The sequence below is a fragment of the Desulfurivibrio nitratireducens genome, from assembly GCF_044068515.1.
Taxonomy (GTDB): Bacteria; Desulfobacterota; Desulfobulbia; order Desulfobulbales; family Desulfurivibrionaceae; genus Desulfurivibrio.
Window position 1 is genome coordinate 139450 of the sequence record NZ_JBIPKI010000001.1, and the last position, 12500, is coordinate 151949.

Genomic DNA, 12500 nt, shown 5'->3' on the forward strand with positions numbered 1-12500 from the left:
GGCAGGTTTCTGCTCTGCTTGCCAAGGCCGGACTTTACCCGGGCTTGGCCACGCTGGCCCTGCCGGCTTGGGCGGGTAAAGTCGGCCCCGGGCGGGAACTCTTAGCCGCCGGCGATAGCCGGAAAGAGATAGAGCAGCAGGTGGATGCAGGCCAGGGCATAAACCCCGGCCAGAAGATCGTCGAGAACGATGCCCAGACCACCGTGGCAGCGCCGGTCGATGAGCCGGATGGGAAAGGGTTTGAGGATATCGAAAAAGCGAAAGAGGGCGAAAGCCAGCAGCCAGGCGAGGGGGGTGGCGGGAACGGCGATCAGGGCGATCAGCATCCCCGCGACCTCGTCGATCACCACCATGCCGGGGTCGGGCCGGTCGAGGATTTTCTCGGCGGCCCCGGCGATCAGGATCGCCAGGATGATGATTCCCCCCAGCCAGAGGGCATAAGGCAGGGGAGCCAGGCCCAGCAGGGCGAATTGAATGGGGAAGGCCGCCAGGGTGCCCCAGGTGCCTGGGGCTTTGGGCAGGCGGCCCAGGCCGAAACCGGTGGCCAGCAGCATGATCAGTCTATCCACGATCTTGCTCCTGATCCTGAACTGACCTGTGGGCGGCGGATTTGGCGGCCGGATCTGCATTTGCCGCCGGCTCCGGCCGGAATTCGCCGACAGCCGTCGCGGCGACGTGCGCCTGAATGCGAACCAGGGGGACGTCGTGGTTCCTGGCCGCCACCCGGCAGGATTCGTACTCCGGGTAAAGCACCGAACCGCTGGGGGTTTCGACTTTTTTGACCGCGATTTCTCCCCAGGGAGTGGCCACGACCCCGCTTTGCCGGGGCAGGGTCAGCCGCTGCTCGCGGCGGAATCGCAGGCCGATGGCGGTGGTTTCGCTGAGCAGGCAGTTCTTCAAGCCATGGGCGGCTGCCGGTTCGGCCAGCACCCGTAATAGATAGCCGGGGCGCCCTTTCTTCATCAGCAGCGGAGTCAGGGAGACATCCAGGGCTCCCAGGGCGAAGAGGCGTTCGCAGAGATAGGGGAAGCTCTCGCCGGACCAGTCATCCAACTGGGTTTCGATCACTTCGACGCTCTGGGCCTCGGCGGGAGCTTGCGGCCGGCCGATGAGCAGCCGCAGCAGGTTGGGCTTGCCGTCGGGGCGCTGGCTGCTCCCGGCGCCATAGCCCAGGTGTTGCAGGGTCATCGGTGGCGGCGGGCCGAAATCGGCGGCCAGGGCTTTAACAATGGCCGCCCCGGTGGGAGTGACCAATTCCATGGCCAGATCAAGCCCGTACACCGGCAGATCGCGCAGCAGCTCCAGGGTGGCGGGGGCGGGCAGGGGCAGCGGGCCGTGGCTGGTTTGCACCCAGCCCCGGCCCAGGGGCAGGGGTGAGCAGACCAGCCGTTCAACGGCAAAATAGTCGAGCCCGATGGCGACCCCGACGATATCGACAAGGGAGTCCACCGCCCCGACTTCGTGGAAATGGACCTCCTCCGGCTCCAGGCCATGAACCTTGGCCTCGGCCGAGGCCAGCAGGGAGAAAATTTGCCGGGCCCGCTCCTTGACTCCCGCTTCTAACCGCGATTCTGCCAGCAGGGCGCGGATGGCGCGCCAGGAACGAGGGAGCTGGGCGCTGCTGACCGGCACCCGCAGGCGGCCGGCCCGGATGGCCCCCTGGCGGGTCGAACCATAGTCCAGGTCATAGCCGGCAAGCGGCAGCAGGCTAAGCTGGGCCCGCAAATGAGCCAACGGCAGTCCGGCATCGAGCAAGGCGGCCAGCAGCATATCCCCGGCAACCCCGGAAAAGCAGTCAAGATAAGCAATGGCGGGAGGCGGGGCCTGATTCATAAAAAATATCGCCGTAAGGGAGCAAGATTGACCTGCCGAGGAGGTGGTGTTTTGGTTCTTTAGTTTAATGGCCTTCCAAGCCGGTAAAAGCTCAGCAGTGCTGCAAATTCGGGCAAGCAGCCCCGGCGGCTATACTCCAGTATGCCGCCGGGGCTGATCGCCCGAAGATGCGGTGCTGCTGAACTTTTACCCCTGAGAACCGAAGCGTTGGCCCAAAGCCAGGGGATGACCGCGATGGAAAGCGCTGATGGACAGGCGCTTGCCCCCTTCCCGCTGAATTTCACCGACCAGCAGGCAACCCTCGCCGGTGGAGATTCCCAGCCGGTTGCTTTCCGGCTGCAGCATGGTGATGGTACCCGGCGGCGCTCCGGCCGGCTCGCTGGCCACCTCGGGCTTGAAGAGGCGAATGCCTTGGCCGTGCAGGGTGGTCCGGGCCAACGGCCAAGGGTCGAGGCCGCGGATCTGGCAGGAAATCCGGGCCGCCGGCCGGGTCCAGTCAATGGGGCTCATCTCTTTGTTCAGGGGCGGGGCCAGGGTGGCCCGGCTGTCGTCCTGTTTGCTCCGGGTCAGCTTGCCGGCCCGGAGCAGATCCAGGGCTTCCACCAGGGCTTGGCCGCCCAGGACCGCCATTCTGATGGCCAGGCTGGCACTGGTATCGTCGGGCTGGATGGTCAGGGGGCGCTGGAGGAGAATGTCGCCGGTGTCCATCCCTTCGTCCATCTGCATGATGGTAACACCGGTTTCACTCTCGCCGTTGAGAATCGCCCACTGGATCGGGGCGGCCCCCCGGTAGGCCGGCAGCAGGGAGCCGTGCACGTTGATGGTGCCCAGGGGCGGCAGGTTGAGCAGCGGCCCGGGCAGAATCCGGCCGTAGGCGGCCACCACCAGGCAGTCCGGCTTAAGAGCCCGGATTGCGGCCAGAAACTCCGGGGTGCGGATGTCGCTGGGCTGCAGCACCGGAATTCCGCGGCTTAAGGCCAGCTCCTTGGTCGGCGGCGGGCTTAGTTTTTTGCCCCGCCCCTTGGGGCGATCGGGCTGGCAAACCACCGCCGCCACCTCTTCTCCGTGCTCGAGCAGGGCCTGCAGGGGCTCCAGGGCAAAATCCGGGGTGCCCATATAGACGATGCGGGCGGGCTTAGTTTTGCTCATTTTCCTCTTCCGCCTGGAGAATTTTTTTGAGTCTTTTCTTGTAGAGAGCCCTTTTCAGCGAACTGAGCCGATCGAGAAAGAGGGTGCCGTCGAGATGGTCGAGTTCGTGCTGGATAACCCGGGCAAAAAAGTCCTCGGCCTCGAAATCCAGGGCCCGGCCGTCAAGATCCTGGGCCTTGACCCGGATCCTGGCAAAGCGTTTGACGTTGGAGAAATAATCACGGACGCTGAGACAGCCCTCTTCTCCCACCTGCTCGCCTTCGGCGGCGACTATTTCAGGGTTAACCAGGACCAAGGGGGGCACTGCTTCGGCTTCAGGCCCGGAGGGTTGGGAGTCGGCGGCCACCTCCTCCGGCGCAGGTTCCTCAGGGAGAGTCGCATTGCCGGCGATCACCGCCACCCGCAGGGGGACCCCGATCTGGGGGGCGGCCAGCCCGACGCCGGGAGCGTCGCGCATGGTGTCGATCATATCAGCCACCAGCCGCCGTAGCTCATCATCGAAGGCGGTAACCGGCTGGGCCTTGCTCTTGAGGCTGGCAACCGGAAATTTGACAATGGGTTTGATAGCCATGAAAACTGTGCCGTTGGGGTTAACCGCAACAGAAAATGCCATTTGCAGGACCGGCGGTCCCAAGCTGACGCAACCGCTCAACCTGCGGCCGGGTCGCGGTTTATGCCAAGAAGTTCCGGCGACGATAGCAACGCTATGTCGCCGGGCCTGTTCGCGCAAAAATACGCAGCTGCTGGACGTTGAGCAATCTATAACATGTTTTCGGGATCGACGTCCAGACTCAATTTGACGGTGGAAGCGCCGGGCAGCCGGGCAAATTCGGCCAGCAGCCGGCGACAGAGCCGGTGCAGGGGCTTTACCTCGCCGCCCTTGAGCAGCAGTTGCCAGCGATAACGGCCCTTGAGGCGGGAAAGCGGCGCGGGAGCCGGTCCCAGCACGCTGACCCGGCGGTCACCGCCCTCACCGGCGAGCCGGCCCAGCTGGAGGGCGATGTCCCGGACCCGCTCTTCCTGTTCGCCGTCGAAGCGGAGGTTGATCAGCCGGCCGAAGGGGGGAAAATTGAGCCGGCGCCGCAGGGCGATCTCTTTTTCATAGAGCGTCCGGTAGTCATGGGCCTGGGCCAGGGCAACGCTGTAATGGTCGGCCTGCAGGGTCTGGACGATGACCCGGCCCGGCAGCTCTTCGCGGCCGGCCCGGCCGGTAACCTGGGTCAGCAGTTGGAAGGTTCTTTCCGCCGCTTTGAAATCGGGGATTCCCAGGCCGGCGTCGGCCCAGACGATCCCCACCAGGGTCACGGCGGGGAAATGATGTCCCTTGGTGATCATCTGGGTGCCGACCAGGATGTCCACCTGGCGGTCGCGGACCGCCTTGAGCACCGCCATAAATTGCTTGCGGTCGCGGGTGGTGTCCTGGTCCAGCCGGGCCAGGCGGGCGGCGGGAAAGTGGCGGCGCAGCTCATCCTCCAGCCGCTCGGTGCCGAATCCGGCCGCCACCAGGGATCCCGAGCGGCAATGGGGACAGACGGTCTCCCGGGGCCGGCGGTAGCCGCAGTGGTGGCAGAGCAGCACTCCGGCCTTTTTATGCAGGGTCAGGCTGACCTGGCAGTGCTCGCACTGGACCGGGCGGCCGCAATCCTTGCAGAGCATCAGGTTGGCGAATCCCCGGCGGTTGAGAAAGACCAGCGATTGCTGGCCGGCGGCCAGGTTTTCCTTCAGAGCCCGGACCAACTGGGGCGAAAAAAGCGGCGGGAAGCCGGAAACAGTCTTAACTTCCTTGAGGTCGACGACTTGCACCGTCGGCAGGGGGCGGTCTTCCACCCGGCGAGTCATGGTCAGCAACCGGAACTTGCCCTTTTCGGCCTGGTAGTAGCTGCTGACCGCCGGGGTTGCCGAGCCGAGAATGACCGTGGCCTGCTGCTGCAGGCCGCGCAACAGGGCGAGATCGCGGGCGTTGTAACGCAGGCCGTCTTCCTGCTTGTAAGCCGGATCGTGTTCCTCGTCGACGATGATCAGGCCGGGATCGGCCAGGGGGGCAAAAATCGCCGAACGGGCCCCGATGGCAATCCGGGCCTCACCCTTGAGCAGCAGGCTCCACTGGTCGAAACGCTGGCCGCCGGAAAGGCCGCTGTGGAGCAGGGCCACGGCGTTGCCGAAGCGGGAGCAGAAATGGCCTTCCAGTTGGGTGGCCAGGGCGATTTCCGGGACCAGGACCAGGACCTGGCGGCCCTGGGCCAGGACCTCTTCCGCGGCCCGCAAATAGATCTCGGTTTTGCCGCTGCCGGTGATGCCATGGAGCAAAAAGGGAGCATAGGCCTTGGCGGCCAGGGCCGGCCGCAACCGGGCCAGGACCTCCTCCTGCTCGGTGCTGAGGGCGGCGGGTTTGGGGAAAAAGGGGGGAGCGTCGCCAAAGGGGTCGCGGTAACGGCGCTGCTCCCGGCTCCGGACCAGGTGGCGGGCCAGCAGGCCGCTCAGGGCCCGGGCGGCCCCGGGGTATTTTTTGAGCAGTTCCCGCCGGGGCACCCCCTGGGGATTATCCCCGGCCAGTTCGTGCAGGAGGGCCAGGGTTTTGGCTTCCGCCGGCTTCAGTTGGCCGGCGATGTCGTCCGGGGTTCCGCCGGTCGAGACGGGGGTAATTACGGTTTCGGTTTTGATCCGGATGCTTTCCCGGCAAAGGAGGGAGTCAAGCCGGATCCAGCCCTGTTTTTGCCAGTGCGGCAGGGGGCTGCGGCGCTGGCGGATAATTCGGGCGCTTAGGGTCGGGCTGAGCCGACCCTTGGCCAGCAGTTCGGCCAGCCAGGCCGGATTTTCTTCCTGCTGGCCGCCAGCCGGCGCGTCTTTGGTCCTGGTCGCCGACCTGGGTGGCTGGGTCTGAGTCGCGTTGGGGGGGGTAGTGTTTTTTCCTGACTCGAGCAAGGGGGCCAGGGCCAGAGCCCCGGCCGGAGTCAGCTCGACGACCCGGGCACTCCGGCGGTTGAGGCCGGCGGGCAGGGCGCATTGGATCACCTCGCCGATGGGGTGGTGGTAATATTCGGCGATCCAGCGGAAAAAGGGCACCATGGCCGCCGGAAACAGAGGCTCAGGATCGAGAAGGGCCAGGGCGGGGCGGATTTTGCCCCATTTATTGGGGCGGTCAGCCTCGGCTGATCCGGCCTCCCGGCCCGGCGGGGAAGGCGGCGGGGAGGTCACGCAGGCCAACAGGTAGCCGGTAACCTGGCGCCGTCCCAGGGGAACCAGCAGGCGATGGCCGGGGGGCAGGGGGGCGACGACCCCGGCCGGCGGCGCGTAGGTCAGGGACTGGGGGACCGGCGCAGCCACCGCTACTTCGAAATACAGGGGAAGTTCGGAATCCATCAGCGGCGTCGCTTAGAGCGAGGCACAGACTTTTTTAAGATGCCCGGCGAAATCATCCCCCAGGCTGGGATGGCGGAGGGCAAAGGCCACGATGGCCTTGAGGTAGCCCAGCTTGTCACCGGCGTCAAAGCGGGTGCCCTCGAATTGGTAGGCATACATCGACCGCCGTTTGGCCAGGGCCTGGAGGGCGTCGGTAAGCTGGATCTCGCCGCCGTGGCCGGGGGTGGTTTTGCCCAGAATATCGAAAATTTCCGGCTGCAGGATATAGCGGCCGATGATCGCCAGATCGGAATCGGTGGTGCCGGGAGGCGGTTTTTCCACCATCCTTTTCACCTGGTAGACTCCTTCCCGCAATTTTTCTCCCTCGACAATCCCGTACTGGCTTGCTTCTTCCGGCGTCACCTGCTGAATGGCGACAATGGATTCCTGAACCTCCTCGAAGAGGTTGAGCATCTGCTGGCTGCAGGGCAGGTTGTCGGAGAGGACCAGGTCGTCGCCCAGCAGCACCAGGAAAGGCTCGTTGCCCACCACGTTGCGGGCGCTCCAGATGGCGTGGCCCAGCCCCAGGGGCTTTTTCTGGCGCACCGAGATAATATCGATGAGGTTGGAAATATGGCAGACCTCCTCGCAGAGATCGAGCTTGTTTTTCTGGCGCAGCAGGGTATCGAGCTCAAAGTCGTAATCGAAATGGTTCTCGATGGCCGATTTGCCCTCGCTGGTGATGAAGATGATAACTTCGATGCCCGAGGCCACCACCTCCTCGACGATATACTGAATGGTGGGGCGATCGACAATGGTCAGCATCTCCTTGGGAATCGCCTTGCTGGCGGGGAGAAAACGGGTCCCCAGGCCGGCGACGGGAATTACCGCCTTGCGAACTTTCATGGGTTAGATCCTCCTGGTTGAAGGCACACAATTTGAGCCGGGGAATAAAAACCGGTCCGGCTCCGGGGATTGGCCCCCTTACTTGGGTCTTGTGCCGGGAGCCTTGAAACTCTATAGTATCGGCAACAATGCCTGGCTTGGCAATGATTTCCTCCACTTTTCGCTCATTATACCCGATCCTGGCGCCCATGCATCCGCTGGAAAAAAAAGTTAAAAAGAGCATCATCCGTCATGATCTGGTCGGGCGGGGAGAGTTGGTCCTGGTGGGGGTTTCCGCCGGCCCCGACTCCCTGGCCCTGCTCCATGCCCTGCACGCCCTGGCGGAGCCCCTGGGCTTCAGCCTGCTGGCGGTCTATGTCGATCATGGTCTGCGCCCGGCGGAAACCGAAGCGGAGCGGCAATTGGTGATGGCGGTGGGCGAACGCCTCGCTATTCCCTGGCGTTGCGGCCGGGTCGCGACCCGGGAATACGCCCGCCGCCGGGGCCTGTCCCTGGAGCATGCCGCCCGGGACCTGCGCTACGCTTTTTTCAGCGAGGTGGCGACGGCAACCGGGGCCCGGCGCATCGCCGTGGCCCATACCGCCGACGATCAGGCCGAGGAGTTGCTGCTGCGCCTGTTGCGGGGCACGGCCCGCGGCGGCTTGAGCGGCATGGCCCCGCTGGCCCGGGGCCGGATTATCCGCCCGCTGCTGGCGGTCGGCAAGGCGGAAGTGCTGACCTACCTCGAGCAGCGCGGAATCAGTTATGCCGAGGACAGTTCCAATCGCGACTTGCGTTTTGTCCGCAACCGGGTGAGGTTGGAGTTGCTGCCCTGGCTGGAGAGGCGCTTCAATCCCAACCTCCGGGAAACCCTGTGCCGGACCGCCCTGGTCTTGCAGGAGGAGGAAGAGTTGCTGGATTCCCTGGCGGCCGGGATTTACCGGCAGGCCCAACCGCAGCCGGCGTCCGGAGCTGCGGCGCCCCTGGTCAACGGCGCTCCGGTGGAAGTTGCCTTGGCCCTGGAGGTTTTCAACAGCCAGCCCCGGGCCCTGCGGCGCCGCTTGCTGGAAAAGGCCCTGCTGGCCTTGGCCCTTCAGCCCGCCGGCCGCCAGATCGAGCAGTTGTTGCGGGGGGCGGCCAAGGGGGGGCAGGGGGTGATCGCCCATCTGGCCGCCGGGGTGGTGGTCAGTAAGGACAGCCGCTGGCTGCTCTTTGCCCGGGAGGCTCCGCGCCCGCGCCGGCGTCGGCCGGGGCGGCGATAAAAATCTTTACGGCCGGACGAATCCGTGGTATTGAAGCGGACGTAAAATCCGCGCACGGAGCAACCGCTTTGCCAGGCTGCTGCGGCACTGATTTTTTTTCGTGGGCGGGTAGCTCAGCTGGATAGAGCGTTAGCCTCCGGAGCTAAAGGTCGTGGGTTCGAATCCCGCTCCGCTCACCACCCAAATAGTAAAGGGCAGCCCGGCACTTGCGCCGGGCTGCCCTTTTTCGTTTTTTGTCTGTGACAAGCAGCAAAATATTGCAAATTGAACTATTTTGTGTCCGGTACAAAGAGCTGATCCCCGTTAAACTTGTATTTGCTTATTAATTTTTGCCCTATATTCGAGGTTACAAAGGCAATATAGGCCATGGCCAAAGTATAATTGGCGCTGGCATTAAACATTGGATTTACGGCAATAATTCCATAAGGATTCATCAGGCGGGGGTCTCCGGCTTTCAGGGGGCCTTCCAGCAGAATGCTGAGATTCTTCATATCTTTTTTCAATTTGAGCCAAGTTCCTCGGTCGGCAAGGGTATAGGCGGCCGTCTCGTTCGCGGCCTTAAGGGTTTCCCCCATGCCCTTGCCGCTCATCTTGTACCATGCGGTATTGGTTAACAAGGCGGGACGAATGCAGGCCGCTCCCCAGATGTCCAATTCCCGATGATGGGTGCCTGAAGCATCATTACGGGAAATAAACTGGGCGTTACCCATTTCCCCTCCTGCTTTCAAACGGCAAAAAGCCGCAGTAACGTCAGAGACTCCCTTTAGGCCGGCAGGATCATTATTGGGACCGACGACAACAAAATCATTGTACATCACATCTCGGCGGTTGACTCCGTAGCCATCGGCGATGAACTTATCCTCCTCCGTCCGGCTGTGAACGAACACGAGATCCACTTTTTTGTTCATTGCCATCTGCAGGGCAGCCCCGCTTCCTTTCGCATGGACGGTCACTTTTGCCCCGGTGTCCTTTGCGAAAACGGGATTCAGCAGATCCAAGAGTCCCGAATCCTGGGTGCTGGTGGTGGTAGCCATTCTCAGCGTTTTTCCCTCAAAGTATTGAGCGCACATTTCTTTTCCTCCCTGGAGATTATAAGTTGCCTAAAAAGCCTCTCGACCTGAGCAAAAAGCCGTCGTGTTCTTGGAGCAAATGGTTGAAGCCCTTGCAGAAATCACCTGATTTTTCAAGTTTAAGCTGAAAACAACTTCCTCCCCTGGCAAACCACTTTATTCAGCCGGGAGTCCTTCCGCTACGAAACCGTAGCCGGCGAGGATCTTCTGGCCTTCAGGGGCCAGAATGAACATGGCAAACCGCCAGGCTTCCAGGGATGATCCGTCAAGCACGATCAGGCCGTAATCGGCCCCGACTGAGAGCTCCGGCGGAACTTGAATGATCTGCAACTCCGGGGCCTCTTTTCGAGCCAGGACGGCATTGGTGCAATAGGTCAAAAAGACATCGGCTTGCTTTTCCTGCATTACCCAGGCATAAAGATTGCGCCCTTCAGGAGCCTTGGGGCTGTCCGGCCCCCCGGTCAAGGGCAAGGCCTTATCTGAAAGCTTTTTAAAACTGCCTGCTCTTACCCTTTCGGCTTTTTCAAAGAGCTGCCAGGCGTAATCTCCGGAAGGGTCGGCCACTGGGGTGGAGGTTCCCAGCTTTATTTCAGGGATTAGCATGACCTCCAACAATGTGGTAGAGGAAACAGCAACTTCAGGCTGGGCCAGAGTACACAGGTTGTTGCGGGCGAAAAGCACCACGGGACCACTCTGGCCCTTGTTCACCAAGGTTTGGGGATGCTCCATGTTGGCCGAAGCGAAAACATTTGCCTCTTCCCCCTTTTCTATCCGCTGACGAAGGAGGCCCGAAGGGGCGAACGCCCCTTTGACCATGGTGCCTGTATGCTGTTCAAAGGCCTTGGCCACATCGCTTAGGGCCGCCCGGAGACTGCCGGCGGCGTAAAGGTTTATCTCTGCGGCCGGGGTCATCGTTGGAAACAGAAACGAGGCCGTAAAAATAAGGGCATAAAGTATTGTTCTCTGCATATTTTCACCTTTTTTCCTTTGCCAATTAATGGTCGTCAGCCGGAATTCCCCGGCCCCCCAAGATTGATGTCCTGGGAGCTGTTTTGCAGCTGCCATCGTTACAAGCCCAATCACCGGCGCTAGTTTCAGTCGGCCCTCCTGAAATTCATGGTCCAAATTGTCCTGCCGCCGGAACTGTGCCTCGCCGCTTAATTCGACCGCGGGGCCAGTTGGACGGCTCCGGGTTTGAAGGCGATCTGCACCCGGTCGCCGGCCATAATACCGGAGGCGGCCACCGCCTCTCTGGTCGATAGCGCCTGCAGGGAGATCCCTAGATCCAGCAGGAGCTTGATCCGTTCGCCCTCGACGGTCATCTGCACCACCCGGGCGGGGTAGGTGGTTTCTCCCTGAGGGTTGTGATCGCTTTGTCCTAACGGTTTAACCATGATGCCTTCGGGGTTGATCATTACCCGAGCCCGGCCGGTTCCGCTTCCTGGGACCTCTAGGACGATTTGCTTGCTCAGGCGGCAGATCGACCGGCCATTCCGTTGTTCCAGGTGGGCGGTCAGCAGATTTTCGCCGCCCGGGCCGGTCAGTTTGCCGGCAAAGAGGAAAATCCGCTCATCGGCCAGTTTGGCGGCTTCCAGTTGGCGGTGGGTGGCAAAGATGATGGAAATATGCTTTTCCCCCCGCAACTCGGCCAAGATTTTCTCGATAACCGCCTGGTTCTCTACATCCACGCTGGCGGTGGGCTCATCAAAAAGCAAGACCTCCGGCTCACAGGCCAGGGCCCGGGCAATGGCTATTCGCTGGGTTTCGCCGCCCGAAAGCAGATGGGCCGGCCGATCGGCGAATTCCCCCATCCCCACCCGTTCCAGGCATTGTTCGGCCAGCCGGCGGCGCTGCTGGGTCGCCATTCCCCGCAAAGCGGGGCCATACTCCACGTTCTTCAAAACCGTGCTGGTGAACATGATGGGATGCTGGTCTACCAGTACTACCTGCTGGCGCAGGGCGCGCAGGGATGGTTCGCGCCATTCCACCAGGCGGCCCTTGAAGCGGATCTCGCCACCGGCCGGGGGCACGAGAAAGGCCAGAATGTGCAGCAGGGTGGTTTTGCCGCACCCGTTGGGGCCCAGCAGGGCGTAACTGCCGCCAGTAGCCAGTTCCAGTTCGGCCAGGTCCAGCACCGTGCGCCGGGCAAAAATCTGGCGCAGGCCGCGCAGGTGATAAAGACTCATCGCTCACCTCCGTAGCGGCCCTGGATCAACTGCAAAGCCGCGTTCATCACCAGGCTGACGGTCAGCAGCACGATGCCCAGGGCCACGGCCAGGGTAAATTCCCCCTTGTTGTGCTCGAGGGCCATGGCGGTGGTCATGGTCCGGGTAAAACCCTTGATGTTGCCGCCCAACATCATGGCGATCCCGATTTCGGCGATTACCCGGCCAAAGGCGGCGATGATCGCCGCCAGAATGCCGAAGCGGGCCTCCCGGGCCACCACCAGCACGGCTTGGAAGGTGGAAGCTCCCAGGGTCAGGGCGGTGCTCCGGTAGCGCTGATCGATGCGGCTGACCGCGGCCATGGTGAAGGTGGCTACCCAGGGCAGGATCAGGATTATCTGCCCGATGATGATCGCCTTGGGGGTGTAGAGCAGGCCCAGGTGGCCGAGCATCCCCCGCCGGGATAGAAAAGCGTAAACCAGCAGACCGATTACCACGGTGGGCAAGGCCAGCAGGGTGTTCATAATTGTAATCACCACCCGCTTGCCGCGAAATTTCTTGACCGCGATTAAAAAACCCAGCGGCACTCCTAAGATCGAAGCTATCAGGGTGGAGAAAAAGCTTACGTAGAGGGAGATGTAGACGATGAAGTACATCTCCGGGTCCAGGGACCAGATCATCTGCAGGGCGGTAATGAAACTTTGGCCGAGAAAGTCCATGGGGCGAAAATCCTGATCACAGGCTAGTAGCAGTCGCAGGGTGGCTTGGTCCGCCGTTCAGCGGGGCCGGGCTTGGTC

General features: G+C 62.4%; 11 protein-coding genes and 1 tRNA gene. 2 read left to right on the forward strand and 10 right to left on the reverse strand.

The window, feature by feature from the left end:
* Positions 1-101 precede the first annotated feature (101 nt).
* From ACHHTY_RS00610 to galU, 6 genes are all read right to left on the reverse strand, one after another.
* Entirely contained in the window at positions 102-569 is a 468-nt protein-coding gene (locus ACHHTY_RS00610) for a phosphatidylglycerophosphatase A family protein (protein ID WP_395492096.1), read from the reverse strand.
* Entirely contained in the window at positions 562-1833 is a 1272-nt protein-coding gene (gene larC, locus ACHHTY_RS00615) for a nickel pincer cofactor biosynthesis protein LarC (protein WP_395492097.1), read from the reverse strand. Before larC ends, ACHHTY_RS00610 begins: the two co-directional genes overlap by 8 nt.
* 186 nt (positions 1834-2019) lie before the next feature.
* Positions 2020-2982 (reverse strand): methionyl-tRNA formyltransferase, encoded by a 963-nt coding sequence (gene fmt, locus ACHHTY_RS00620; RefSeq protein ID WP_395492098.1) that lies wholly within the window; start codon positions 2980-2982, stop codon positions 2020-2022.
* Positions 2969-3553 carry a peptide deformylase gene (locus ACHHTY_RS00625; RefSeq protein ID WP_395492099.1) on the reverse strand — a complete coding sequence of 195 codons (585 nt, stop codon included), beginning with the start codon at positions 3551-3553 and terminating at the stop codon, positions 2969-2971. The genes fmt and ACHHTY_RS00625 overlap by 14 nt, the downstream gene beginning before the upstream one ends.
* A gap of 188 nt (positions 3554-3741) precedes the next feature.
* Positions 3742-6342: a replication restart helicase PriA gene (gene priA / locus ACHHTY_RS00630; protein ID WP_395492100.1), complete on the reverse strand. Its 2601-nt coding sequence runs from the start codon at positions 6340-6342 to the stop codon at positions 3742-3744.
* 12 nt (positions 6343-6354) lie between these two features.
* Positions 6355-7227: a UTP--glucose-1-phosphate uridylyltransferase GalU gene (galU, locus tag ACHHTY_RS00635; protein ID WP_395492101.1), complete on the reverse strand. Its 873-nt coding sequence runs from the start codon at positions 7225-7227 to the stop codon at positions 6355-6357.
* 188 nt (positions 7228-7415) lie between these two features.
* Here galU and tilS point away from each other — a divergent pair, with 188 nt between their 5' ends.
* Together tilS and ACHHTY_RS00645 are read left to right on the forward strand one after the other, a co-directional pair.
* Positions 7416-8468: a tRNA lysidine(34) synthetase TilS gene (gene tilS / locus ACHHTY_RS00640; protein ID WP_395492102.1), complete on the forward strand. Its 1053-nt coding sequence runs from the start codon at positions 7416-7418 to the stop codon at positions 8466-8468.
* Between the two features lie 102 nt (positions 8469-8570).
* Positions 8571-8647: transfer RNA gene (locus ACHHTY_RS00645), tRNA-Arg, on the forward strand.
* Positions 8648-8737: 90 nt separating this feature from the next.
* Here the strand turns inward: ACHHTY_RS00645 and ACHHTY_RS00650 are convergent.
* From ACHHTY_RS00650 to ACHHTY_RS00665, 4 genes are all read right to left on the reverse strand, one after another.
* The gene (locus tag ACHHTY_RS00650) at positions 8738-9502 is read right to left on the reverse strand and encodes an ABC transporter substrate-binding protein (RefSeq protein ID WP_395492103.1); all 765 of its coding nucleotides are present in this window, start codon (positions 9500-9502) and stop codon (positions 8738-8740) included.
* Positions 9503-9694: 192 nt separating this feature from the next.
* Positions 9695-10663: a molybdate ABC transporter substrate-binding protein gene (locus ACHHTY_RS00655; RefSeq protein WP_395492104.1), complete on the reverse strand. Its 969-nt coding sequence runs from the start codon at positions 10661-10663 to the stop codon at positions 9695-9697.
* A 32-nt stretch (positions 10664-10695) separates the two neighbouring features.
* Positions 10696-11724 (reverse strand): ABC transporter ATP-binding protein, encoded by a 1029-nt coding sequence (locus tag ACHHTY_RS00660; RefSeq protein WP_395492105.1) that lies wholly within the window; start codon positions 11722-11724, stop codon positions 10696-10698.
* Positions 11721-12422 (reverse strand): ABC transporter permease, encoded by a 702-nt coding sequence (locus ACHHTY_RS00665; protein ID WP_395492106.1) that lies wholly within the window; start codon positions 12420-12422, stop codon positions 11721-11723. Before ACHHTY_RS00665 ends, ACHHTY_RS00660 begins: the two co-directional genes overlap by 4 nt.
* Positions 12423-12500 lie beyond the last annotated feature (78 nt).

Bases quoted from the DNA above. Each gene is read 5' to 3' on its own strand.
- fmt (WP_395492098.1), bottom strand. From the start codon at position 2,982: ATGAGCAAAACTAAGCCCGCCCGCATCGTCTATATGGGCACCCCGGAT.
- ACHHTY_RS00660 (WP_395492105.1), bottom strand. From the start codon at position 11,724: ATGAGTCTTTATCACCTGCGCGGCCTGCGCCAGATTTTTGCCCGGCGC.
- ACHHTY_RS00625 (WP_395492099.1), bottom strand. From the start codon at position 3,553: ATGGCTATCAAACCCATTGTCAAATTTCCGGTTGCCAGCCTCAAGAGC.
- ACHHTY_RS00665 (WP_395492106.1), bottom strand. From the start codon at position 12,422: ATGGACTTTCTCGGCCAAAGTTTCATTACCGCCCTGCAGATGATCTGG.
- larC (WP_395492097.1), bottom strand. From the start codon at position 1,833: ATGAATCAGGCCCCGCCTCCCGCCATTGCTTATCTTGACTGCTTTTCC.
- priA (WP_395492100.1), bottom strand. From the start codon at position 6,342: ATGGATTCCGAACTTCCCCTGTATTTCGAAGTAGCGGTGGCTGCGCCG.
- tilS (WP_395492102.1), top strand. From the start codon at position 7,416: ATGCATCCGCTGGAAAAAAAAGTTAAAAAGAGCATCATCCGTCATGAT.
- ACHHTY_RS00650 (WP_395492103.1), bottom strand. From the start codon at position 9,502: ATGGCTACCACCACCAGCACCCAGGATTCGGGACTCTTGGATCTGCTG.
- galU (WP_395492101.1), bottom strand. From the start codon at position 7,227: ATGAAAGTTCGCAAGGCGGTAATTCCCGTCGCCGGCCTGGGGACCCGT.